This window comes from Catenulispora pinistramenti, assembly GCF_018274385.1.
In the GTDB taxonomy this organism is placed as follows: Bacteria; Actinomycetota; Actinomycetes; order Streptomycetales; family Catenulisporaceae; genus Catenulispora; species Catenulispora pinistramenti.
In genome coordinates, this window is record NZ_JAAFYZ010000031.1 from 1 (window position 1) to 23908 (window position 23908).

Annotated in this window: 24 protein-coding genes and 1 pseudogene; 12 read left to right on the forward strand and 13 right to left on the reverse strand. The window is 70.1% G+C overall.

The genetic code is table 11. The features are described 5' to 3' along the window. Positions 1-182 precede the first annotated feature (182 nt). From KGQ19_RS11940 to KGQ19_RS11965, 6 genes and pseudogenes are all read right to left on the reverse strand, one after another. On the reverse strand, positions 183-1211 hold the full coding sequence (locus KGQ19_RS11940; protein WP_307856398.1) for an AI-2E family transporter: 1029 nt from the start codon (positions 1209-1211) through the stop codon (positions 183-185). Positions 1212-1597: 386 nt separating this feature from the next. Continuing rightward, complete coding sequence (locus tag KGQ19_RS11945) at positions 1598-3754, reverse strand: catalase (RefSeq protein ID WP_212009168.1); 2157 nt, start codon at positions 3752-3754, stop codon at positions 1598-1600. Positions 3755-3805: 51 nt separating this feature from the next. Then, positions 3806-3928, reverse strand: a pseudogene (locus KGQ19_RS11950) (protease); the annotation flags it as partial. A 310-nt stretch (positions 3929-4238) separates the two neighbouring features. Next, positions 4239-4820 carry a hypothetical protein gene (locus tag KGQ19_RS11955; RefSeq protein WP_212009170.1) on the reverse strand — a complete coding sequence of 194 codons (582 nt, stop codon included), beginning with the start codon at positions 4818-4820 and terminating at the stop codon, positions 4239-4241. Then, positions 4817-5791: an Asp23/Gls24 family envelope stress response protein gene (locus tag KGQ19_RS11960; protein ID WP_212009171.1), complete on the reverse strand. Its 975-nt coding sequence runs from the start codon at positions 5789-5791 to the stop codon at positions 4817-4819. The genes KGQ19_RS11955 and KGQ19_RS11960 overlap by 4 nt, the downstream gene beginning before the upstream one ends. Next, entirely contained in the window at positions 5788-5985 is a 198-nt protein-coding gene (locus KGQ19_RS11965) for a hypothetical protein (RefSeq protein ID WP_212009172.1), read from the reverse strand. The genes KGQ19_RS11960 and KGQ19_RS11965 overlap by 4 nt, the downstream gene beginning before the upstream one ends. Positions 5986-6154: 169 nt before the next feature. On the opposite strand from KGQ19_RS11965, the gene KGQ19_RS11970 reads away from it, so the two are divergent. From KGQ19_RS11970 to KGQ19_RS11990, 5 genes are all read left to right on the forward strand, one after another. Then, a complete protein-coding gene (locus KGQ19_RS11970) occupies positions 6155-6667 on the forward strand; it encodes an Asp23/Gls24 family envelope stress response protein (RefSeq protein ID WP_212009173.1) in 513 nt (170 codons plus the stop codon). Positions 6668-6731: 64 nt separating this feature from the next. Continuing rightward, positions 6732-7328: an RNA polymerase sigma factor gene (locus KGQ19_RS11975; protein ID WP_212009174.1), complete on the forward strand. Its 597-nt coding sequence runs from the start codon at positions 6732-6734 to the stop codon at positions 7326-7328. Beyond that, positions 7319-7954 (forward strand): hypothetical protein, encoded by a 636-nt coding sequence (locus tag KGQ19_RS11980; protein ID WP_212009175.1) that lies wholly within the window; start codon positions 7319-7321, stop codon positions 7952-7954. The genes KGQ19_RS11975 and KGQ19_RS11980 overlap by 10 nt, the downstream gene beginning before the upstream one ends. Further along, positions 7944-8276: a hypothetical protein gene (locus KGQ19_RS11985; protein WP_212009176.1), complete on the forward strand. Its 333-nt coding sequence runs from the start codon at positions 7944-7946 to the stop codon at positions 8274-8276. The genes KGQ19_RS11980 and KGQ19_RS11985 overlap by 11 nt, the downstream gene beginning before the upstream one ends. Before the next feature lie 94 nt (positions 8277-8370). Continuing rightward, on the forward strand, positions 8371-8841 hold the full coding sequence (locus tag KGQ19_RS11990; protein WP_230418518.1) for an SRPBCC family protein: 471 nt from the start codon (positions 8371-8373) through the stop codon (positions 8839-8841). A gap of 37 nt (positions 8842-8878) precedes the next feature. On the opposite strand, the gene KGQ19_RS11995 is transcribed toward KGQ19_RS11990, so the two are convergent. Both KGQ19_RS11995 and KGQ19_RS12000 read right to left on the reverse strand, forming a co-directional pair. Beyond that, a complete protein-coding gene (locus KGQ19_RS11995) occupies positions 8879-9166 on the reverse strand; it encodes an STAS domain-containing protein (RefSeq protein WP_212009178.1) in 288 nt (95 codons plus the stop codon). Further along, positions 9163-13356, reverse strand: coding sequence for a SpoIIE family protein phosphatase (locus tag KGQ19_RS12000; protein WP_212009179.1), 4194 nt, complete (start codon positions 13354-13356; stop codon positions 9163-9165). The genes KGQ19_RS11995 and KGQ19_RS12000 overlap by 4 nt, the downstream gene beginning before the upstream one ends. Positions 13357-13462: 106 nt before the next feature. Between KGQ19_RS12000 and KGQ19_RS12005 the strand changes: the two genes are divergently transcribed. After that, on the forward strand, positions 13463-13831 hold the full coding sequence (locus KGQ19_RS12005) for an STAS domain-containing protein (protein WP_212009180.1): 369 nt from the start codon (positions 13463-13465) through the stop codon (positions 13829-13831). An 83-nt stretch (positions 13832-13914) separates the two neighbouring features. Here the strand turns inward: KGQ19_RS12005 and KGQ19_RS12010 are convergent, their stop codons facing one another. The 5 genes from KGQ19_RS12010 to KGQ19_RS12030 form a co-directional block, all read right to left on the reverse strand. Continuing rightward, positions 13915-14187: a GlsB/YeaQ/YmgE family stress response membrane protein gene (locus KGQ19_RS12010; protein ID WP_212009181.1), complete on the reverse strand. Its 273-nt coding sequence runs from the start codon at positions 14185-14187 to the stop codon at positions 13915-13917. 194 nt (positions 14188-14381) lie between these two features. Beyond that, a complete protein-coding gene (locus KGQ19_RS12015; RefSeq protein ID WP_307856402.1) occupies positions 14382-14762 on the reverse strand; it encodes an ATP-binding protein in 381 nt (126 codons plus the stop codon). Between the two features lie 426 nt (positions 14763-15188). Next, complete coding sequence (locus KGQ19_RS12020; protein ID WP_212009183.1) at positions 15189-15971, reverse strand: DUF1206 domain-containing protein; 783 nt, start codon at positions 15969-15971, stop codon at positions 15189-15191. Between the two features lie 403 nt (positions 15972-16374). Next, positions 16375-16710 (reverse strand): STAS domain-containing protein, encoded by a 336-nt coding sequence (locus KGQ19_RS12025; protein WP_212009184.1) that lies wholly within the window; start codon positions 16708-16710, stop codon positions 16375-16377. A 119-nt stretch (positions 16711-16829) separates the two neighbouring features. Beyond that, on the reverse strand, positions 16830-17306 hold the full coding sequence (locus tag KGQ19_RS12030) for an ATP-binding protein (RefSeq protein ID WP_212009185.1): 477 nt from the start codon (positions 17304-17306) through the stop codon (positions 16830-16832). A 473-nt stretch (positions 17307-17779) separates the two neighbouring features. Here KGQ19_RS12030 and KGQ19_RS12035 point away from each other — a divergent pair, with 473 nt between their 5' ends. The 6 genes from KGQ19_RS12035 to KGQ19_RS12060 are packed head-to-tail and all read left to right on the forward strand — an operon-like array spanning position 17780 to position 23852. Beyond that, on the forward strand, positions 17780-18598 hold the full coding sequence (locus KGQ19_RS12035) for an STAS domain-containing protein (RefSeq protein WP_230418527.1): 819 nt from the start codon (positions 17780-17782) through the stop codon (positions 18596-18598). Next, complete coding sequence (locus KGQ19_RS12040; protein ID WP_212009186.1) at positions 18595-18972, forward strand: STAS domain-containing protein; 378 nt, start codon at positions 18595-18597, stop codon at positions 18970-18972. Before KGQ19_RS12035 ends, KGQ19_RS12040 begins: the two co-directional genes overlap by 4 nt. Next, positions 18969-19397, forward strand: a complete 429-nt coding sequence (locus tag KGQ19_RS12045) for an anti-sigma regulatory factor (protein WP_212009187.1) — start codon at positions 18969-18971, stop codon at positions 19395-19397. The genes KGQ19_RS12040 and KGQ19_RS12045 overlap by 4 nt, the downstream gene beginning before the upstream one ends. Then, entirely contained in the window at positions 19385-20458 is a 1074-nt protein-coding gene (locus KGQ19_RS12050; RefSeq protein ID WP_212009188.1) for an ATP-binding SpoIIE family protein phosphatase, read from the forward strand. The genes KGQ19_RS12045 and KGQ19_RS12050 overlap by 13 nt, the downstream gene beginning before the upstream one ends. Further along, positions 20455-22227 carry an ATP-binding response regulator gene (locus tag KGQ19_RS12055; protein WP_212009189.1) on the forward strand — a complete coding sequence of 591 codons (1773 nt, stop codon included), beginning with the start codon at positions 20455-20457 and terminating at the stop codon, positions 22225-22227. The genes KGQ19_RS12050 and KGQ19_RS12055 overlap by 4 nt, the downstream gene beginning before the upstream one ends. Continuing rightward, a complete protein-coding gene (locus tag KGQ19_RS12060) occupies positions 22224-23852 on the forward strand; it encodes a SpoIIE family protein phosphatase (protein WP_307856400.1) in 1629 nt (542 codons plus the stop codon). Before KGQ19_RS12055 ends, KGQ19_RS12060 begins: the two co-directional genes overlap by 4 nt. Positions 23853-23908 lie beyond the last annotated feature (56 nt).

Below are 23908 nucleotides of genomic sequence, written 5' to 3' on the forward strand. Positions count from 1 at the left end.
CCGCAACCCGGCCCACAAACCCCAGCCCCCAGCAAACTCCACCCGCCAACGGATCCCGCCCGCCGACCGACACGTCGCGAACCACATCGCGAACCACGTCGCGAAAACTCCCGGGCAAACGTTGCCTGATACAGCACTAGAGCACCACCAGCCGCGCCCGGTTCGCACCGGGCGCGGTCGTGCTACGACAGCACGCCGGAGACCGCTCCGGTCTGGTCTCGCTTGGGGAAGACGACCTCGTCGAGGATCAGGCCGACGGCCGTGGCGGTCGGGACCGCGATCAGCGCGCCGATGAGGCCCAGCAGGGTTCCCAGTACCAGCACCGCGATCATCGTCGCGACCGGATGGATCCGTACCGTGTATTTCATGGTGAGCGGCGTGATGAGGTGGTCTTCGGCGAATCGGAAGACGATGTAGAAGACCAGCGAGGTGATCGCGGTCGGCACCGACACGGACAGCGCCACCAGGCTCACCACTACGCCGCCGACGGTTGAGCCGATCACCGGCACCAGGTCCATGATGGCGACCAGGAAGCCGAGCACCGCGGCGTAGGGGACGCCGACGGCCAGGCACCAGACGAAGGTCGCGATCCCGGCCAGGACGGAGGTGGCCAGGTTGGCCAGCATGTAGCGGCCGACCTGGAGCACGATCCGATTGGTCAGGTCCTCGGCCCGGGGCCGGTCGTCGGCCATGACGAAGCGCAGGCCGAAGTCCCGGACGGCCGGCATGCCGATCAGGAAGTAGGTCGTCAGCGTGATGACGATGAGGGTGCCGCTCACCGCACCGATGATGACCTGGCTGGCTGCCAGCAGACCGGAGACGACCTTCCCGCCGGCGTCGCCGGAGACGAATTGAGCCCGGGCTTTGGCGACGATGTGGTAGCGGTCCTCGATGCGGCCCAGCTGCGAGTTGTGGTCGTGGAGTTCCTGCAGCCACTGGGGGATGGCCTTGGTCAGGGCGCTGATCTCAGTACTCACCGGTGGGATGACCAGCGCGATGAAGCCGCCGATCACCGCGGCGAACCCGATCAGAACCACGGCCACGGCCGCACCGCGGCGCAGCCGCAGGCGCATCAGGCCCACGACGATCGGCTCCAGGCTGACGGCGATGAACGCCGACAGCAGCACGAGGATCAGGACCTGGGCGGAGCTCAATATCGCTTCGGCAGTCGCATAGGCCAGGATCAGCCCGATGCCCAGCCCGAACCCCACGTGCACCCAGGATCGCTCACGGGGCGGTCGCCGCGGGAAGCGTCCGGGCAGCCACAACGATCGGTCCCGCGGGTCGGCGGAAGCCGGCGAGGCAGGTGCCCCGTTAGCCGCCACTCCCCCGCCCGGCGTCAAGTTCGTGCCGTTCCCCACGCCCGCCACCTCTCCTCTGTCGACGCCAACGATGCCGGGGGCCGGTTGTCCCGCACTCCGCTCGCCAAACGTGCCTGTTTTGACCGGAGAGGTCCTGGCATTTCGCGGGCGGGCCGGGAAGTCACGGACGAGCCGCTTCGCCTCGAACAGCCAGGTGCCGGCAGAGTTCGCGGCGTACGCACGGCAGAGCGCGGGTCGCCAACGGGCCCGCGCTCTGCCGTCGACCATTCGCGCTGTCAGGTGAGGACCGGCGGACGGTCGGGGAAACGGTGCGCGGCGAGCGCGGCGAGAAAGGCGTCTGCGAAGTCGTCGACGCCGTTCTCGCCCGGTGCCGCCACCACGACGCCTTCCTGGAGGTCGGAGGCGGTCGGCGTCCGGCTATCGGAGGAGTCGGACAGGCCGGCCGGGTCGGCTGGGCCGTAGGGCGGCAGCACGTACGCGCCGCCGTCCAGCGCGCCGATCGGCTTGCCGTGGCGCCAGGCCTCTTCCACGAAGCGGCGGGTGTCCGGGTCGGCGGCCAAGGTGCGTGCCGACTCGGCACCGCCGGCGACCACGACCGCGTCGTAGAGCACCGAGGCGGTGGTCGGCAGTGCCCGGGTCACCGGCAGCGTGCCCTCGCCGTTCCCGTCGTGCAGTGAGCCGTCGTGCGCGGCGAGCACTTCAACGGTCACCGAATGCTGCTTCAGAAGCGACTGTAGAGCGGCGGCCGACGCGACGTCGACGCCGTCCGCCGCCAGGAGTGCGACCTTGCGGGTGCCGGGGTCGCCGGGCAGAAGGTTCTGCTGGCTCAGCGCGGCAGAGCTGCGGCCGTGGTTGGCGGTGCCGGTCTGTTCCGGGACGTCGACACCGATCCCGGCCGCGACGGCTGAGGCCAGGCCGTGGTCGACGTGGGTGAGGTTGTCGACCATGCGCTTTCTGATGGCCCGGTTCTCCACTTTGCCGAGTTCGAACCGGAAGGCCTGGACGATGTGCTGCTTCTCCCAGTCGGCCATGCTGTTCCAGAACAGCGTGGCCTGGCTGTAGTGGTCGGAGAAGCTGCCGCTGCGCTTGCGGATCGTGTCGCCGTCCACGCGCTGCTGATAGTGCTGGAAGACGCCGGGCTGCCGGTCCTGGCCGGCCTGGTGCGGGTTGTCTCCGTTCAGGGAGTTCGGGGCGTAGCTGGTGCCGGAGTGGATCACCTGCTGGCCGTAGCCGTCGCGGTGGTTGTGATTGACGTCGGCGATCGGCCGGTTCACCGGCAGCTGGGAGAAGTTGGGGCCGCCCAGGCGGATCAGCTGGGTGTCCAGGTAGGAGAAGTTGCGGCCCTGCAACAGCGGATCGTTGGAGAAGTCGATGCCCGGGACGACGTTGGCGGTGTGGAACGCGGCTTGTTCGGTCTCGGCGAAGAAGTTCTCCGGATTGCGGTCCAGGACCATCCGGCCGATCACCCGGACGGGGACCTCCTCCTCGGGAATCAGCTTGGTGGCGTCCAGGATGTCGAAGTCGAAGCCCGTCTCGTCCTGCTCGGCCACCAGCTGCACGCCGAGCTCCCACTCCGGGTAGTCCCCGCCTTCGATCGCCTCCCACAGGTCGCGGCGGTGGAAGTCGGGGTCCTTGCCCGCGGTGATCTGGGCCTCGTCCCAGACCTGCGAGGCGACGCCGAGCTTGGGCCGCCAGTGGAACTTCACGAACGTCCCGCGGCCGTCGGCGGTCACGAAGCGGAAGGTGTGGACGCCGAACCCCTGCATCATCCGCAGGCTGCGCGGGATCGCGCGGTCCGACATGGCCCACATCAGCATGTGGGTGGATTCGGGCTGCAGCGAGCAGAAGTCCCAGAAGGTGTCGTGCGCGGTGCCGCCGGTGGGCATCTCGTTGTGCGGCTCGGGCTTCACCGCGTGCACGAAGTCCGGGAACTTGATCGCGTCCTGGATGAAGAACACCGGCATGTTGTTGCCGACCAGGTCGTAGTTCCCTTCTCGGGTGTAGAACTTCGTGGCGAATCCTCGGACGTCCCGCACTGTGTCGGCCGAGCCCCGCGGGCCCTGGACGGTGGAGAACCGCACGAACACCGGCGTCCGCAGACCGGCTTCGGACAGGAAGTCCGCACAGGTCAGATCGGCCAGCGACGCATAGGCCTCGAAGTAGCCGTAGGCGGCCGAACCGCGGGCGTGCACCACGCGCTCGGGGATGCGCTCGTGATCGAAGTGGGTGAGCTTCTCCCGGGCCTGGAAGTCCTCCAGCAGCGTCGGGCCGCGCTCGCCGACCCGCAGCGAGTTGTCGGTGTCGTCGATCCGGACGCCCTGGTCGGTGGTGAGCAGGTCCTGCGCGGGGTGGGCGCGGAAGGCTTCGAGTTGCTCGTTCTTGGGGTCCTCGCGGTCAGCGCCGCTTCCTGCGGTGCCCGGTCCTGTCGCCATGAGAAAAGCTCCTTGCTGGTGGTTGTCTTTGCCGACTGCCGTACGGGAGCCTCAGCGGCTCGCGGACCGGGCTTGATCGGCGTGGCGGCCCTGGGCGAACTCCGCCACGAGCTTCGCGCAGCACTTCGGCAGGTCGTCGGGCTTGCGGCTGGTCACCAGGCCGGCGTCGGCGACGGCCTGGCCCGCCTGGATCACGTCGCCCAACGCTGCGGCCATCTCCGGTACCTCCATGCCTTTCGACGCGTGCCCCGAAGGGCGATCGCGGCGTTTTGCCCCGAAGATCCCATCCCAAACGCCGGACCGCGTCCTCGCAACCGGCAGGTCGCCGCCGCGAGGACCATCCGGTGAGGAATCCGGCCCTGGCCCGGGCGGGCTCCTCGCGAGCTTCCTCGGCCATGTGGTGTCCGCGTTCGATTCCGTGTCCGCGCAGGTCGGCGGCCCACCGGTGTGGTCGGCGGTGGGGGCCGGGCCGCGGACGCGTGTCTCATTTCACGCGTGCGGGTCTGCCGCGGCGCGAGCGTCGGCCGACGATGCGGATCTCGATGCCGGGCACGGCCCCACCGCAGGCCGTGCCGATGCCGGGGACGATGTCCGATCGCACACCGGCAAGCAGCCGAGCCGGCTCGGCCTCCGGACGCGGCCGCAGGATCAGGCGCAGCCGTGGCGGATCGGTGGTGACGAAGTGGGCGCGAGCCGAGGCCACCTCGTCGAGGTCGCGTGCCTCGGCGCAGATCCGGCGTGCCAGGGTCTGCGCGTCGACCCGTGCGGTGCCCAGTCGCAGAGTTCGCATTCGCACGGCGACGTACTGCCAGACGAGAAAGAGCGCCGCGAGAAGGCAGACGGCCGTGAGCGCGCCGGGCAGATACCAGCCGTGGACGGCCTCCCGCAGATGCGAGCGCGTGGTCGGCCCGGCCAACGAACGGTCCGGTCCGGTGGCGACGTACCGCACGGCACTCCCGGGCAGCAGGTGCGCGGCATACCGCGCCGTGAGCAGCCACAGGCCGAGCGCGACACACACCAGGCCCAGCACCGCGAGCAGCAGCCGGTTGACGATCACCGTGGTCATTGAACCCTTGCCTTCCTCATGCGCACTCGTGCGCGTACACGCAACCTCGGCGCCGCGAACGTCGCAGGAGCCTGCTCCTGGATCTGCCGCGCCCGGACCAGCGCGGCATCGGAGTCGGCCGGCTTCACGGTGAGCCGCACCCGAGCCGTGCGCCCTCGACGGACCGTGACCACGGCCGCCATGTCGACGTCCCGCACCGCGTGCCGTAGGTGGGAGGAGACCGCGCCGGGAGAGATCGCGGCGTGCAGGCGCGGATCCCCGGTCACCATCTCCAGCCGCGTCCGTCTCGGGGCGAGCGCGCACACCAGCGCGACGAGCCCGACCACGACCAGTCCCACGGCACCGGCGACGACCGCCCCGCTGGACGGATGCGCGTCCGCGATCGACCTCGCCCAGGACCCGAGCCGACCGCTGTAGTGGTAGCGCCGCTGGATGACGACGGCCAACGCGAGCGCCGCGACAGATCCGACGGCTGAAGCGGCGATTACGGTGGGCAGGGTGCGGGCATGCGGGATCGGCTTCGCCGCGGAAGCGGTCCGCGGTCCGCCATCTGGTTCGTTGTCTGATTGGGTCTGTGATGCTGTCTCTGTCGCTGGTCGAGATGCGGGCGCGATATAGGAGACACGGACTGCGACACGCCGCACGCGCGTATCGGCGAGAGCGTCGAGCCGCTCGGCGAGATGGCCGGAGACCTCGGCTGCCGCGGCTGCCGCCGACCGCGGATAGGGGACTTCGATCCACGCGTGCGCGACGCGCCGCCCCCGCCCGAAGTGCACCCGGACCCGTGCCTGATGGCCTGCCGGGCCCCAGGTGCCCAAGGTCTCGCGGGCGGCGTGTTCGGACAGGTGCGCGAGCGCGCGGTCGGAGATCGACAGGCTGCCGCGCTCGGCGGCCGGCGTGCCGACCGGTGTCGGAGCCGGCACCGAACTCTGAGCCGCCGTATCCGCCGACGCCTCCAAGGGCACGCTCACCGGTCCCGATCCCGGTCCCGGTCCCAGTCGCGGCTGCGCAGCGCCTCCGCCAAGCCGCCGCCCTCGGCGAGCCGCCCGACCCCGTATCCCGCCGCGCCCAGGGCCGCGACCATCACGAACGCGCTGAACCCGCCGAACGCCGCCGCGAAGCCCAGCGCGATCCCGTACATCATCCCGACTGTCGCAGTATTCATCGGCATCATCACCTCATCCCTCTCACCCGTATTCGACCCGGCCGGGCCCCGATCCTCACGCGGGCAGGCCGGGATGGCCGGAAAAAATCTCGGCGGCACCGCGTGAGGATCGCCGCGCGGCGGGGTCCAAGTCTGTGCACCGACGTCAAGACCCATGTGGAGGTACGCCATGACCACGACCGCGACCGAGCGCAGCACGAAGAGCGACGGCGAGAAGACCGAGGTGGTCGGCCAGGGGCGCACCCTGCCCGCCGCACGGGCCGAGAGCGCGGCGCCGGGCGCCGTGGAGGACCGGGGCAAGACCACGATCGCCGACCAGGTGGTCGCCAAGATCGCCAACCTGGCGGCGCGCGAGGTGCCCGGCGTGCACGCCCTCGGCGGCGGCATCTCCCGCACCCTGGCCACCGCCCGCGACCGGGTCACCGGCTCCGGTGCCAAAGCCGCGGGCCTGACCGGTGGGGTCAAGGTCGAAGTCGGCCAGCTGCAGGCGGCGGTCGATCTGCAGCTGATCGTCGAGTACGGCGTGGTGATCACCGACGTCGCCGCCCAGGTACGCGAGGATGTGGTGGACGCCGTCGAGCGGATGACCGGCCTGGAGGTCGTCGAGGTCAACATCTCGGTGATCGACGTCCGGCTGCTCGAAGAGGACGACGACCAGGACGGCGACGGCCGCGTGCAGTAAGCGCGCGCCGGGGGCCCCGCCGGTTTCCCGAACATAGCGCGGCAGCCGATCGAGGGGGTTGACCGTGACACCGGTATCAGGGCTCACCGACGCCCCCGGCACCCGGGACAGCGGCGGCGGCCTCGCCGAGGTCGACGACCGCCTGCTCGCCGCCCGCGCCGCCGACGGCGACGACGAAGCCTTCGAACACCTCGTGCACCGCTACGCCCCGCGCATGCTGACGCTCGCGACCCGGATACTGGGCGACCGGACGGAAGCCGAGGACGCGGTGCAGGAGGCATTCGTCGCGGCCTGGCGCGCGCTGCCCGGCTTCCGCGCCGACTCCCAGTTCCCCACGTGGCTCTACCGCATCGTCACCAACAAGTGCCTCAACCTCTTGCGGGCCCGGCGCCCCAACGCGCCGCTGGAGGACGCCGGCGAACTGCGCGCACCGGCCGGCGACCCGGCCGACGCCGCCGAGGCCACCGAGACACTGCGTACACTCGGGCAGGCCCTCGACTCGCTGACCGACGAGCAGCGGGCGTGCTGGGTGCTGCGGGAGATGGACGGGCTCTCCTACGAGGAGATCGGCCGGATCCTCGGGATCGGCGAGCCCTCGGTCCGTGGCCGGATCCACCGAGCACGCAAAGCACTGATGGAGGCGGTGCGCCCATGCACCTGAACCACCCCCTCCCCGACCCGGCGGCCGACCACAGCCTGCCGTGCGGCGCCGATCTGGACGAACTCCAAGCCTTCGGCGCACCGCCGCCCGCCCACGAGCGGTGCCCGCACTGCCTCGACGCCGTGGACGCCCTGCACACCCTTGAGAATCTGGTACGCGGTGCCCTGGAGCAGGATGAACGCGCCCAAACCAGTGCCCTGTGGCTCACCGACCGGATCATGCGCACCGTCCGCACCGAACTGCGCCCCGGGCCCCTGCTGCCCATGGGCGAGCCCGACGAAGACCTGTGGATCACCCACGCCGCCGCCACACGCGCCCTGCGCCGCGCCGTCGACACCCTGCCCGGCATCACCGCTGGAAGCTGCCGCGTCACCGCGGTCACCGCCGACGGCGAACGGCGCCCGCGAGGCGGACGGCTGCCGCGCGGACCGGTGCGGATCCGGCTGGAGATCGCCATCAGCCTCGGCCAGGTCGTGGCCGAAGTGGCGGCGGCGGCACGGGTCGTGGTCGCCGACACCGCCGCCGACTGCGGCATGGACGTGCGCGAGATCGACATCGCGGTCATCGACCTGATCGTCACGGCGCCGGCCGGCACAAGGGAAGACAAACGCAGCGATGGACACTGAGCTCACCGCCCGCCTGGCCGGCGCGGTCGCCGCCGTACCGGACATCGCCTACCTGAGCCCGCACCCGCGCGCCCTGTTCAGCACCGTGCTGGCTCGCGGCGACACGCGCGGCGGCGGAGTGAGCGTGCACGACGGACCGGCCGGTATGGTCGTGGAGGTGCGCGTGGCTCTGCGTCGGAACGCCCCCGCGCTGGCGACTGTGCGTGCGGTGCGCAGTACTGCGGAAGAAGTACTCGCCGGCTACTTCGGTGCGGATAAAAGCTATAAGGACACACACTCGCCGCGCGCCCACATCACGGTCACCGTCACGGCGATCATCTGACGAACCCGGCTCCGGTTTCTTGCGGACCACTTTGGGTAGCCGTGTATCCCCTGGCAGCGATGCCACAGCGACTAAAGCTTTTGAGAGGCTGAACATGAACTCGGTGACGCATTCGATCGATGTGGACGTGCCGGTCGCCACCGCGTATGACCGCTGGTCCCGGTTCGAGTCGTTCCCGCACTTCATGAGCGGTGTCCGTCAGGTCGAAACCCTGGGCGGCGGGCACTCCCGATGGCTGACCGAGCTCGGCGGGGTGCACCGCGAGTTCGAGGCGCGGATCACCGAGCAGCGCGCGGGGAAGTCCCTGGCCTGGGAAAGCGTCGGCGGGGATCTGTTCCACTCCGGGACCGTCACGTTCGACGAGCTCACCAAGTCCTGCACGCGCATCACGGTCACCATCGACTGGCAGCCCGACGGCCTGGTCGAGAAGGCCGCCGGCGCGCTCGGCCTGGACAACGTGCAGGTCCTGGTCGATCTGGAGCGGTTCAAGGAATGGGTTGAGGGCTCTGAGGGCTCTGAGGGCTCTGATCAGGCTCTTCCCGAACCGAGGGCTGTGCAGGTCTGAAGCGGCCCAAGGGCTTACAGACCATGTCCACGCCTGCTCACGGACGGTGGACGGTGGTGAGATCGGCGAGGCCGGAGATCGTCAGGACCGGTTCCAGCAGAGCGGTGGCGATGAGCTGGATGCGGTCGGCATGGGCGAAGAGCACGCTCAGGCCGGCGCTGTCGAGGTACTCGACGCCGGTGAGGTCCAGGACGATGGGACCGGGCACCTGCTCGATCGCGGTGGCGAGGTCCCCGGTGTTGCTCATGTCGATCTCGCCGACCGCCGTCAACACGGTCACGCCGTCCTGCCGCCGGCTGGAGGTCAGGGCAAGGGGTGCGGTCATAGGCCAATCCTCTTATGCATGCGGACAGTGGTGCCGGTCGGCCCCGGCGTGACGACGACCTGGTTCATGAGGGCGTGCATGAGCGTCAGGCCGCGGCCCCGGTCGGTGCCGCTCTGGATCTCGGGCGGTTTCCAGCTGCCGCTGTCCGTGATCGTCAGGTGCAGGCTGTCGACGCCGGCTTCGGCTCGGAAGAGGACGACCTCGCCGCGCACCTCGCGGTGGCCGTGCTCGATCGCGTTGGCGCAGGCCTCGCCGACCGCCACCAGGACGTTCTGCACGGTGCCCGGGGGCAGGTCGCACTGGTCGAGCCAGCCACGCAGGGCCTGACGAACCGGTGCCAGCTGCGAGGACTCCGCAGCGAAGGAGATCTGCAACGGGGCCGGGTGCCGGTACAGCAGCAGGGCGACGTCGTCGTCGTAGCCGCCGGCGGGGGCCAGGCTGTTTATGACGTCGGTGGCGAGGTCTTCGACCGCGGCGTCGCGGCCCGCGCGGACCACGGCGCCGGCTTGGTCGATGCCCGCGCTGAGCGAGCGGCGGCGGCGTTCGACCAGGCCGTCGGTGTACAGCAGCAGGGTGGAGCGGGCCGGTATCGCGCAGATACTCTCCGGCCGCGGGTGCTCCGGTCTGACGGCCAGCGGCAGCGCGCGCCCCTCTTCGAGCAGATGGGTGCCGCCGTCGGAGTGCACGAGGATGCCGGGTGGATGTCCGGCGCTGGAGTAGGTCAGGTTGCCGGTCTCGGGATCGAGGACGCCGCAGAACACGGTGGTGCACACTGCTCCGGGCACGTCAAGGGCGAACTGGTCCAGCACCGTCAGCACCCGGGCAGGGCTCGCGTCCTGCAACAGCAGTGCGCGGCAGGCGCTGCGCATTTGGCCCATGACGCTGGCCGCGCTGAGTCCGCGGCCGACGCAGTCGCCGACGACGATGCCGATACGGCCGTCAGCCAGGCGGACGGTGTCGTACCAGTCGCCGCCGACTTCCAGCGGCCGGGTGGCCGGCTCGTAGCGGACCGCGAATCCCTCGGGCAGCGAAGAGGGGCCCAAGATGGCGCGTTGCAGGGCGATGGCGGTCTCGCGCTGTTGCTCGATCTGGTGTACCCGCGCCAGGCCCTGGGCCAGGTGGCTGCCCAGCAGGGACAGCAGAAGCAGGTCTTCCACCGAGAGCGGCCGCTGCTCGCCCAGCTCGATGCCCAGGACCAGGGGACCATCGGGGTGCTCCAGCAGGACGCTGGCTCCGGCCTCGTCCGCGACGGTGGTCAGGGCGGGCTGCTGCCGAAGGTCCGCGAGCGCCCGGCGGCGTTCGGCGGCCAGCTGAGGCCAGGCCAGGGCGGGGTCGGTGGTCGTGAGGACCGGCTCGTCGCCGGATCCGAACACGGCCGCCACGACGCGCCGGGCGTGCCACAGGTTCTTGAGTTCCTCCAGGGCGCCGGTCAGCGCTTCGGGCAGGCTCGTGGCCCGCGCCAGGCACCCGGCCAGGGCGGCCAAAGCGGTCTCCCGCTGAACCGCGTAGTACTCAGCGGTCACGTCGCGAAAGGTCCCGACGATCACGGTGCGGTCCGAATCAGGGTCACGGACCCGGTCGCTGGCGATGCTGATCCACAGCCGATGCCCCTCGCGGTGGGTGACCGGGACGGTCTGGGTGCCCCGGTCCCGGCCGGGCAGCGCGGTGAAGGCCTCCGCGACCCGCCGGTGGGCCTCCGGCTCCGTGGCAGCCTCCGGCCACCAGGGATGGGCCGGGCGATAGGGCAAGCCCTCGGGGCCGTAGCCGAGGATTCCGCCGAAGGCGGCGTTGGTCTCGACGACTGTGCCGTCCTGCTCACAGATGAAAAACGCTTCCTGCAAGGAGTCCACCAGTGCGTTGCGCCACCGGATGTGATGGCTGCGCAGCTGCGAGAGTTCGATGTTCGCGCGGACCCGGGCCAGGAGTTCGGCAGCGGCGAACGGTTTCACCAGGTAGTCGTCCGCACCGGCCCGCAGTCCTTCGATGGACGCCTCCTGGCCGGCCCGGGCCGACAACAGCAACACTGGTATCGACGCGGTGCGCGGATCGCCCCGCAACGCCGCGACCAAGGCCAGTCCGTCCAGGTCCGGCATCATGACGTCGCTGATGATCAGGTCGGGCACGTCGGCGGTGACGGACTCCAAGGCCTGCCGGCCGTCCGCGACCACCGTGACCTCGTAACCCGCGCCCCGCAGAAGCCTGGTGAGGTAATCGCGCATGTCGGCATTGTCGTCGGCGACCAGCACCCGCCCGGCGTCCGCCGGACCCGCGCGCCGCGGCCCGGCCACGGGCTCCGGGGCTTGTTCGCCTCGGCCGACGGCCGCGCCGGCACCACCCCCGGCGGACTCCCCCGCCGAAGGCAACCAGCGCAGAGCCTCCTGCAGGAACGGATCGGCTCCAGTAGGGGCGGAATCCACCCCCGGCTCGGAAAAGACGGCGTCAGAGGGCAGATGAGCCGAGCCGAAGGGCAGGCGGATGGTGAGACACGTGCCCTCGCCCACAGCCGACGTCGCGGTGATGACGCCACCGTGCAAGGCGATGAGCTCCTTCGCCAGAGCCAGCCCGATACCGCTGCCCTCGTTGGAGCGGGAGCGCGCGCTCTCGATGCGATGGAACCGCTCGAACAGCCGGGGCATCTCCTCGTCGGCCACACCGATACCGGTGTCGGCGACCTCGACCTGAGCCTGGCCGTCGACGGCGCGCGTCGTCACCCGGATCGAGCCCTCGAAGGTGAATTTCAACGCGTTGCTCAGAAGGTTGAGGACGACCTTCTCCCACATGTCGCGGTCGACGTAGACCGCCGAGGGCAGCGTCTGGCAGTCGACCTCGAAATCCAGGCCGGCCTTGACGACGGCGGAGCGGAACACACTGGCCAGTTCCCTGGTGACCACCGCGAGATCGACGCGTTCGTAGACGGCCCGCATCCGGCCCGCCTCGATGCGGGAGAAGTCCAGCAGGTTGTTGACCAACTTTCCCAGCCGCATGCCGTTGCGGCGGATGGCCTCCAGTTCCTCCCGCACTCGCGGGTCCGCGTCGGAGAGCCGGTTCTGCAGTTCCTGGACCGGCCCCATGATCAGGGTGAGAGGCGTCCGGAACTCGTGGCTGATGTTGGAGAAGAACGTGGTCTTGGCCCGGTCCAGCTCCATCAGTTCCTCGGCCCGGCGTTGCTGGGCCCCATAGCTGCGGGCGCTGCCGATACCGGCGGCGATGTAGCCGGCGACCAGTTCCACGAAGGCGCCGTAGCCCTCGTCCATCGCGCGATACCGGTTCAGCGCCGCGACCAGGAAGCCATACGGCTGGCCGCCTTGCTGCCGCAACGGCACCACCATCGCCTGCGCGGGGGCCGCCGCCCAGGGTCCCGGCGGGAGATCCGCGAACACCGCTCCGTCCAGCGGCATCACCGCGGACTCGCCACGCAGGGGCATCTCGATCGGCCATACGGTCGCGCCGCCGGGATCGAGGAAGTCCACGGCAGCCGGATGGCCGCCCGGGAAACCGGTGGCAGCCGCCAGACGGGCACCCCCACCTTCCTGGTACAGGTACGTCAGCGTGAATGGCAGGTCGTACGGATTGCGGCCGAGCTGGGTCACGGCGAAGTCGAGCATCTCCCGCTCGGTCCGCAGCACGCTGGGGTCGGAGCCGAGATCTCGCAACGTGGCCATGCGGCGATCGCCGATGACCCGTTCGGTGTCCTCGCTGACCACGCACAGCATGCCCACGATCCGGCCGTCGTCGTCACGCATCGGGCTGTAGGAGAAGGTGTGGTAGCTCTCCTCGGGGTATCCGGACCGCTCCAGGAACAGCAGGAGCGCCTCGTCCCACGTCGCCTCGCCCGTGGCCAGCACGGTCTGGATCCGCGGGCCGATGGCGTCCCAGATCTCCTCCCACACCTCATGGGAGGGCCGGCCCAGCGCCCACGGGTACTTCTGCCCCAGGGTGTCGCGCCGGTAGGCATCGTTGCAGAAGAACGTCAGGTCCTCGCCCCAGGCCATCCACATGGGGAACTTGGACGCCAGCAGAATGCTCACCGCCGTCTGCAAGCTCACCGGCCAGCGGTCCGGCGGCCCGAGCGGCGTCGCCGACCAGTCCACCCGGGCCAGGTCAGCGCCGACTTTCCAATCCGCGGCGAAGACGGAGGCGGCCCGGTCCGCGATCGGCCCGGCAGGTTCGCCGTCATGGTGACGCGCCACTGCGCAGACCCTTCATCCGCCCCGGTGCTCGTGTGCGGAGCCTATCGTGTCCCTCAGCCCTATCCTGGAGAGGCGCAAAGTCGCGCCAAGTCGGACAGGAGCGAAGGTGACCGACCGCACTCTGACTGTTCTCCTCGACGACGACCCCTCGGGAGTCGCCGTGTTGACCCTGACCGGCGAGCTCGATCAACATACGGCTCCGGACCTGACCAAAGCCGTCCGGGACGCCCCGTTCACCAAGGACAGGCCGACAGTCATCGACCTGACCGGACTCACATTCTGTGATTCCACCGGCATAACCGTTCTTGTCATGGCATACCAGCGCGCCGAAAAGCAGGACAGCGGACTCGTGGTCGCGGGACTGGACAGCAATCTGATGTCTGTCTTCCACATCGTGGGCCTGGACCAGATCCTCACCTTCGCGCCGACCCTCGCCGAGGCGATCGCGCTGCTGCGGCCCGCGATCGAGCCGTGAGCGTTCGGTAGATCCTTCGCGGATCTCCTCACCGCGAAGACGGCGTCACGGATTCCTGGCGGTGCCGGCCATGTCGTCCTTCTTCATCGCCGGGCCGAGCGCCGGCCGGTCAGGGCGTGGAACACCAGCAGGAGCACGACCGCGCCGGCCAGGGCGGTCAGCCAGGTCGAGATGTTGAAGAATCCCTTCACGTCGTCGACGTGGAACAGCTTGGTCGCCAACCAGCCGCCGACGACCGCACCGGCGACACCGATGACGGTCGTCACGATGAGCCCGTGCGAATCGCCGCCGTTGACGATCTTCTCCGCGAGCAGGCCGACGATCAAACCGAGGACAATCCAGGCGATGACACCCATCGAACCGTGCTCCTCTCTGCGCCCGCCCTTCGCGGGACGGGACCTCTGCGCTTGCTTCCCGATCCCGTATGGCTCTTTGCCCGTGTATCAAACGGCGGCCCGCGCCGTCCGACCACGGACGCGGCGTGGACGCGATGGCGCTCGGGCAGACCCCGCACGGGCATAGTCCTTCGACGCGGTGGGCGTGGCCGAGGTCACCGCCCGGCACCGCGGCGCTTCACAAGCTCCACGTACACCGTCGGGCCGTCCGCACGCCACAGGATGTCGTCCACCAGCGCGCTGAGGATGGTCCAGCCGAACTCGTCGTTCTGCGGCGGTGCGGCGTTTCGCGCCTTACGGCTGAGCACCATGCGCAGGGTCGCGTCGTCGAGAATGAAGCGGCAGAACAAATCCCCCGCGCTGCCGGTGCCGTCGGCGGCCTGCTCGTCCCGGACAGTGTTGCGGAGCAACAAACCACAGGCCTCATCGACCGCCAAGCGCAGATCAGCGACCTCCGACAGGGTGCAGCCGGCTTTCGTCGCCACATGCGCACTGGCCGAGCGGATGACGGCCAGATAGTCGGCGTCAGCCGGCACCTGGATCAAAACCGCTTGCGTGTCAGCCTCGGCCGCCCAGGACGTCCCTTCGGACTGCGTTCCAGGATCCATTTTACTCTCCGCCGGTCTGTCAATCGCGGGCCGCTGCCGATTCACTCGGTGGGCGTCATTCCGCCGTACCCCGGCCGTTGCGGCCTAAACGGCGCGTCGATGATGGCAGGCAGAATCCAGCACAAATACACAAGAAAATGTTTCGCCACCGGTCAGTGGAATCACGCCGGAATTCCGAACCCGGTGGCCGCCGACCCGACAGCCGGATACCGGGCAAGATCGATCGTCAGGAGTCGTCTATGAAATACCCTTACACCGCTATATATTTCGTGCACTGAATCCGCACTCACAGTCCCCGGCAAGAATCAGTTCCCTCAGGTCTGGCCGCAGCCCACCGGACGTTCAAACCACACCCTAGAGCCGTCGCCATCGCGCTTCGCAGAACGAGTACGCGCCGAACGCGGCGAGGCCGAAGGCCATCGCGATCAGGATGACCGTGCCCAGCGGGGCGGTGGCCAGGGCTCGCAGAGTCCCGTCCACGCCGCGGGCTTTCGAGGGGTCGAACTTGATCGCGGCGTCGACGAGGAAGCCGCCCGCGCCCACGGCGATCACTCCACGCGCCACGTTGCCGACGGTGCCGAGGATCAGCACTCGACGTCGCGTGGCGCCGGAGGGCGACCCGGTCCGGAGTTCCTTCGCGAAACGCCTCTCCAGCCCCCGCTTGATCATGAAGACGCCGCCGATGACCAGGCCCAGCCCGGCCGCGCCGACCAGCCACCGCCCGCCGCTGTGCCGCATCAGATCGGTGGTGAAGTCCGTCGACTGCTGGTTCGTCGAGCCGCTCGCGTGACCGGTGACCGTGAACCGGGCCGTGGTGTAGGCGGCGACGGCATAGAGCACCGCCTTGCCCGCCGAGGCGAGTCGGGAGCCGACACCCTTCTTGCCCGGCAGTTCGGGACGCAGCGCCAAGGTCGCGCGCCACAGCGTCATCCCGGCGAAGCCGACGACGAGGAACCACAGGACGGCGAAACCCATGGTCTTGCCGGCGATCAGCTCCAGAGCACCGGTGCGGTCGGCCTCGACAGCCCGGTGTTCCAGCGCGATCATCAGCGCGATCCAGCCGATCACGAGATAGACCACACCGCGGGCGACGAAGCCGGCGCGGCCGAGGGTGTCGAAGACCTGCTTGTGCGACATCCCGGACGCTGAGCCACGGCGCCCGGTACGTCGTGTTCGGAAATGGGAACGCGGCGCTTCGTGCGATCCTGTACTCATCCGGGGTCCTCTTCTTCCTCCGGGCTGCACGGACGTGGCGCGGCTCGCTACCGCCGGCTCCGTGTGCCCTCACCCGAAAGAGGTAAACAAGACCCCAGACCTCGGCTCAGGTCGCGACTGACCGGCGTGCATGACGGGGCAAACCAGGTCTGCTCCACAGGACGCGAACGCCGTGCCCGGCACCCGCGGGATCGGCCACCGTTCGGCACCGCGCCCTGCCCCACCGATTCGATGGACGCTTCAGGCCCGCTTCCGACGGGGACCGATACCCGCTTCGCCGACGCGATCCGCCGGTTCGCCGCCCGCCACCGGTCGGCTCCGGGTGTCAGCCCCGCGGCGGCTCCGGAACCGACTCCCGAACGGTGAACCGCTCAAGCGTCCCGGACAGCTCCAGCACTCGGAGCACAGGCGGCGAAGGCGCGGCCAGTTCGAAGCCCAGGCCCGCCTCCTCCGCCGCGAGGAGGCCCGCGACCAGGGCGCGCAGGCCCATCGAGTCAAGGAACGTGATCCCCGCGCAGTCGACGACGACCGGCTGCCCGGCCCCGACCAAGGCGACGACCCGTGTCTCCAAGTCGGTGTGCGCCGCGAAGTCCAGCTCGCCGACCAAGGTCAGAAGCACGTGGTCCCGGTGTTCAGTGACCGTGTGGTGGAAACTGTTCATGTCATGATCCTGATGTGCGGGCACGATGGCCCTTGGCCGACGGAGGAGGCCCGACGCGATCCGCGGTGCGGGCACGATCAGACCGAGCGGCGGCGCCGCCGCTCGAACAGACTTTAGAATCAACCATTTACATGCAGCAACATTCGGTCGGTACCCGAACCGGTGCCGGCGGTGCCGGCCGCCGGCGACCAGGCCGGCCGACGGCCGCGGTCCACGGCCAATCTGACCCACACCGACTTGCCGTTCCGGCGCTTGTCCACACCCCAGGCGTCGGCCAGCCGCTCGACGATCACCAGGCCCACGCCGCCCGCGGCGCGGGCACCCGGCGCTCCGACGCGGAGTTCCCGGTCCGCCGCGCCGTCGGACACCTCGATCCTGACTTCCGAAGAGGCCCTCAGGATCCGCACCGCGAGTTCGGTGCCGGCATGATGCACCGCGTTGGTGACCAGTTCGCTCGTGATCAGCACCGCGGGTTCCTGCCAGGGCTCAAGCCGCCATGCCGAAAGCGTCTCGGCCACGAAGTCCCGAGCCTGCTGTGGTGCTGACGTCTGCGGCCGCAGCACGAGCCGGCGCTCGCTGTGCCCATCGGCGCTCACCCGTTCCCACCTCGATTCCATAAGAACCCGCCACCTCTTCGAGCAATCCGCCGGATTGCCGGGTTTGATCGCCGATCACCGGGCCATAAGGCACCGGCTCGACTCGAGCCCGACAGACTCACACCGGTTGGGAGGCCCCATGTACATCAGCTTCGGCGCCATCGTGCTCATCCTGCTCGTCGTTCTCGTCGTGATGATGATGCGGCGGCGCTGACATGCCATGGCAGAAGTCACATCGTTCATGCCAGACCTCCCCCGCCGATCGCATTCGAACTCCTGGATCGTCGTATTACCGGAGTACTGTTGATCAAACGGTGCGAGGCAGCTTCCATCCGTGCCCGAAGACACACCTTCGGTGACAGCGGCGCCGCTTAATCGATGGTCTTATAATCAGCTCGCCTGTGACCGTGAGCAAGGCGTGAGGAAGCGAGGAATCAGTGGATCAGGATTCAGCGAGTCATCTGCTGGAGTTGATGACCGGGCGGCGTGAGGAGCTGGCGGCCGGCTGGATCGAGGTCGTGTCGCGGACGCTGGCGACCCGGGTCAGCCGGGCGGAGTTGGATCGTGAGCTGCACGAGCTCTACAGCGCGATCGTGGAGGCCCTGGGCAGCGGCGGCCTGGACACCGGCGCGGAGGCCTGGACCGAGGTTCGGGCGCTGCTGGTGGAGCTGTCCCGCAACCGGGCCCGGCAGGGCTTCAGCCCGGCGGAGACCGCGGTGAGCGTGTTCGCGCTGAAGGCGGGCCTGGAGCGGCAGCTGGACCAGGGCTCGCCAGGGGATGTGGCCGCCTACCTGACGTTGTCCCGGCTCACGGACGCGTTGGGCATGTTCACGGTGGACAGCTACACGACGACCAGGGAACAGATCATCAGCTCCCAGGCGGAGGAACTGCTGGAGCTGTCCACACCGGTGGTCAAGCTGTGGGACGGGGTGATCGGCGTTCCGCTGGTGGGGACGCTGGACTCGGCCCGCACCCAGGTGGTCATGGAGAAACTGCTGCAAGCGCTGGTCGACACCGGTTCGGCCAAGGCGATCATCGACATCACCGGGGTGCCGGCGGTCGACACCGAGGTCGCCCAGCACCTGCTCAAGACGGTCGTGGCCGCCCGGCTGATGGGCGCGGAGTGCATCGTGTCGGGGATCCGGCCGCAGATCGCCCAGACGATCGTCGCCCTGGGCATCGAGTTCGGTGACATCGTCACGAAGGCCACTCTCGCCGATGCCCTGCGGCACGCGCTGCGTGGTCTGTCCGACGCGGATTCGGTACGCGGCAGGGGGGCATCGCAAGCGTGAGCGAGCGGCTGCCGATCCTGCGCATCGGCGAGAACCTGTTGGTCTCCATCCAGATAGACCTGGACGACCAGACGGTGCTGAACCTGCAGGATGATCTGGCCGAGCAGGTGGTCAAGCACAGTGCGCGCGGTGTGATCATCGACATCACGGCCGCGGAGATCGTCGATTCCTTCGTCGGCCGGATGCTGGCCACCATCGCCTCCATCAGCCGTCTGCTGGACGCCGAGACCGTGGTGGTCGGGATGCGCCCGGCGGTGGCGATCACCCTGGTCGAGCTCGGCCTGTCGTTGGGCGGCGTGCGTACCGCGCTGAACCTGGAGCGGGGCCTGGCGATCCTCGCCGAGCACGCGGCGGCGCGGGCGGCCCAGGCGTGACCGTTCCGGGGCGGGATACGACGGCCGACACGGTCCGTACGCAACCCATCGTCACCTCCGACGACGTGGTCCGGGCCCGGCAACTGGCCCGCACGCTCGCCGTGGAGTGCGGGCTGTCGCTGGTGGAGCAGACCAAACTGGTCACCGCCGCCAGCGAGCTGGCCCGCAACACCCTGGTCTATGGCGGCGGCGGCCGCATGGACGGCGAGGTGGTGTCCCGCACCGCCGGCCGCGGCGTCCGGCTCAACTTCACCGACCACGGCCCCGGCATCCCCGACACCGATCTGGCGCTGCGTGACGGCTGGTCCTCCGGCACGGGCATGGGCCTGGGCCTGTCCGGTGCCCGCCGTCTGGTGGACGACTTCGTCCTGCGCACCGAGGTCGGCGAGGGCACCGCGGTCACGGTGGTCAAGTGGACGCACTGACCACCGGAGCCATGGACGAGACCTGGATCCGCCAGGACGTCTCCTCGACGGCCCGAGCGCGACGGGCCGCCGCGGAGCTGGCCCGCCGAGTGGGCATGTCGGCCGAACGGGTCGGCCAGATCGAGCTCGCGGTCACCGAGGCAGCCGTCAACCTCACCACCCACGCCGACGACGGAGCGCTGCTGCTGCGCCTGATCGACACCGGACCCGCCGTGGCGGTGGAGCTGCTGGCCATCGACCACGGCCCGGGCATCGCCGACCTCGACCACGCCCGGCGCACCGGAGTGTCGACCGCTGGGACTCCAGGACTGGGCCTGGGTGTCGTGGAACGGATGGCCGACTCCTTCGACGTGCACTCTGTGCTGGGCCGAGGCACTGTTCTGGTGGCCCGGTTCCGGGATCGGGAGAAGTCGGCCACGCCCGAAACGCCCCTTCCAGAGCCGACCATGACCGGTCTGACCCGGCCGCTGAGCGGCGAGCAGGTCTGCGGGGACGCGTGGAGCGCCAAGAGCGTCGTGCCCAAGGAGCAGACCGGAGACCCGGTTCCGGTGGTGGTGATGCTGTGCGACGGACTCGGACACGGCCCGCTGGCCGCGCGGGCGAGCGGACAGGCCGTGGCGGTGCTCCACCGCGGCACCGCCGAAGACCCGAAGGACATCATCAACGAGTTTCACCACGCTCTGGCCGGCACCCGCGGCGGCGCGGTCGCGGTGGCCCGGATCGACTGGCACCGCCGCCGGATCGACTTCTGCGGGATCGGCAACGTCAGTGCCTTCGTCGTGGCCGACGACGCCCGTTCCAGCCTGCTGTCCTCCCCCGGCATCGTCGGCCACCACCTGCCCCGGCTGCGCGGCCACGAGGCGGCGCTCCCGCCCGGGGCGAGCGTGGTGTTCCACTCCGACGGGCTCACCGAGCGCTGGAGCCCGGCTGCGATGCCCGGTCTGTTCGCCGCGTCGAGCACGCTGATCGCCGCGCATCTGCTGCGCGAGGCCGGCGTGCGCAGAGACGACGCGAGCGTGCTGGTGGTCAAGGATCCCGCGGCCCCGGGCGCCAGATCATGACCGATGACAGCGCCACCAAGGTGCGGGTGATCGCGGTCACCGACGAGCGGGACGTCTTCGCGCTGCGCCGCGACGCGCGGACGATCGCCGAGGCCGCGGGCGCCGACAGCCAGGACCGGATACGGCTCGCCACCGCGCTGAGCGAGCTGGGCCGGGACCGCCTGGGCAGTGCCGGCGTGACGGTCCGGTTCGCGCTGACCGCCCGCCCGGCGCCCGCCCTTGAGGTGACGGTCCGCTGGACGGACGGCGCACCGCCGGATCCCGAGGCACTGAATTCGGCCCGCCGGCTCATCCGCGAACTGTCCAGCGAAACGCTGGGCCGGCAGGGCAGCATCGTGCTGCGCCAGCCCGTTGCGCTGGCTCCCGAGGGCTTCGCGGCGGCCGCCGACCGCCTCGCCGAGCTCCTGACCGACAACGAATCCGCAGATCGTGAGGACGACTTGCGTTCCCAGACCAGGGACCTGATCATCGCGCTGGAGGAAGCGCGTGCCCAAAGCGAGGAGCTCCGGCTGCTCAACGAGGAACTCGAGCAGACCAACGCGGGCGTGCTGGCACTGTACGCGGAGATCTCCCTGGAGCTGGAGCAGACCAACTCCGGGGTCGTCGCGCTGCACGCCGAGCTGGAGGACAAGAGCCGCCAGCTGCGGGAGGCCAGCGAGTCCAAGACGCGCTTCTGGGCCAACGTCAGCCACGAGTTGCGCAGCCCGCTGAACTCCGTGATCGGGCTGAGCCGGCTGCTGGCCGCCTCGGCCCCGGAGGAGCTCGGCCCGCAGCAGCGCGAGCAGGTCGCGCTGATCTCCGCCTCCGGGGAGACCCTGCTCGCCCTGGTCGACGATCTGCTCGACGTGGCCAAGGCCGAGGCCGGACAGCTCACCCCGCAGCCGGCGCCGGTCGACCTCGCCCTGCTGCTGGCGCAGATCGAGGCCGTCGTCCGCCCCGCGGCCCCGAATCCCGCGGTGGAGCTGCTGTTCCCGCGGCCGGAAGCGCTGCCGCCGCTGGTCACCGACGAGACCATGCTGACCCGGGTCCTGCGCAACCTGATCGGCAACAGCCTGAAATTCACCGAGAGCGGCCACGTCCGGCTGAGCGTCCGGCAGGCCCCGGACCAGGCGGGCATGATCGAATTCGTGGTCGAGGACACCGGTATCGGCATCCCCCCGCAGGAGCAGGCCAAGGTCTTCGAGGAGTTCCACCAGGTACGCGGCGCGCATCAGCGGGGCAAGGCGGGCACCGGGCTCGGACTTCCCTACGCACGCAGCCTGGTGACGCTTCTGGGCGGCACCATCGAGCTGACCAGCACGGTCGGTGCGGGAACCACGGTGATCGCGGCGCTGCCGGTCGTCCAGGCCCCGGAGCCGGTCCGGCTGCCGCTGGTCGCCGCCGCCGACGACGATCCGGCGTTCGCCGCGGTGTTCCGCCCGATGCTGGAGACCGTCGCCGAGCAGGTGGTCCAGCTTCCGGGAGGCCGGGAGCTCGTGGAGTTCGCGGTGCGCGAGCAGCCCTCGGCGGTCGTCGTCGACTTGGACATGCCCGGCACGGACGGCTACGAGGTGGTCCGCAGACTGGCCGCCGACCCCCGGACCGCCGCGACCCCGGTCGTCGTCGTCACCGGTTACCCGGCGGCCCGGGTGGACCGCGCGCGCCTGGCACACGTCCGCGCGGTGCTCAGCAAGGACACCGTGGACGCCGCCGCGCTGGGCCGGGCGCTCGGTCCGCGCCGGCCCGGTTCGTCCGCGACGTCCGCTGGCGGCCAGGGCGGTTCGCCGTGAGCGTCGTCGCGCCGGACCCCGGCGACATCCCCGGCAGGCTTCTGGTCGTCGATGACAACACAGCCAGCCGGTACGTGTTCGCCCAGTGGCTGCGCCGGGCCGGCCACGAGGTGCTGGAGGCGGCCGACGGCGCCGCGGCCCTGAAGGTGCTGACCGACGCCGGAGCGCTGCCCGAGGTCGCCGTCCTGGACGTGGTCCTGCCCGACATGACGGGCTTCGAGCTCTGCCAGAGCATCAAGGGCACCAAGGCCACAGCCGACATCCCGGTCGTGCACGTCTCGGCCTCGGCCGTCTCGGTGAGCGACCGGGCCCAGGGCCTGCACGGCGGCGCCGACGCGTACCTGACCAAGCCCGTGGACCCGGACGAACTGCTCGCCACGATCTCAGCGGTGCTGCGCTACACCCGCGCGCGCCGCGCGGCACAGACCCTGGCCGAGCGGCTGCTGCTGCTCAACGAGGCGACGCTGGCGCTGCACGGGGCCACCGAGTTCGCCCAGTTCGCCGCCGCCGCGGTGCACGGCGTTCTCAGCGTGCTGGGCGCGGAAGCCGCCAGCGTCTACCTCAACCTGTCCGGGAAGCCGGTGCGGACCTTCCAAGCCGATAGCGGCTCGCCTCTGGTCTCCGAACCCATCGACGAGGAGTTGCTCGAAAGAATCACCGACAGGGTCCTTGGTGCCCGCATCGGCGCCCGCACGATGCTGGTACCGGCTGAGACGTGGCACGATCTGGCGCCCGGGCCGAAGGCTTCCGGCGACGTCCTGGTCGCCGCCGTCCGGGCGCACCGCGCCCGTCCGCCGGTCTGCGTCGCGGTCACCGCCGGGCCGGCCCCCTCCGAGGATGACCACAGGCTGTTGCTGCAGATCGCGCAGGCCTGTTCCCTGTCCCTGGAGTCGCTGCGGAGCTACGCCGAGGAGCACGCCCTGGCCCTGCGGTTGCAGCGCTCGTTCCTGCCGGCCCGGCTGCCCCGGCCGGTCGGCGCCGAACTGGCGGTGCGCTACGTCCCGGCCAGCTCCCACGCCGAGATCGGCGGCGACTTCTACGAAGCCATCACCACCGCCGACGGCCTCCTGCTGGCGATCGGCGACGTCGTCGGCCACTCCCTGGAAGCGGCGATCCTGATGGGCGAAGTCCGCTACGCCCTGCGCGCCTACGCCATCGAGGGACACCCGCCCGACACCGTCCTGGAGCTCCTGGACACCCTGCTCAGCCGGGACCGCCCGGTCGTCACGGCCACGGTCTGCCTGGTCCTGATCGAACCGGGACGGCGCCGCCTGCACATCGCGAACGCCGGCCACATCCCGCCGCTGCTGGTGACCGACGGCCCCGCCGGCCCGGCCGCCCGTTTCATCACCGAGCACGGGCAGCTGCTGGGCATCGGCCGGGCCCGCTTCACCACGGCCACGGTGGAGCTGACCGGACCGGCCCGGCTCGTGCTGTTCACCGACGGCCTGGTCGAGAACCGCAGCACCGACATCGTCGAGGACCTCGCCGACTTCGCAGCCGCCGCGGCGCGGGGCCCGGCAGGCATCGAGGAGCTCTGCGACGCGCTGCTCACCGCCTTCGGACAGGGCAAGGACGACGACATCGCCCTGCTCGTCGCGGACCTGAAGCCGGCTGAGGGCTGATCTCGGCACACGTCCGCCGCGTGTCCGGGCCCGATGCGGTTCCGAACAGGGTCGCT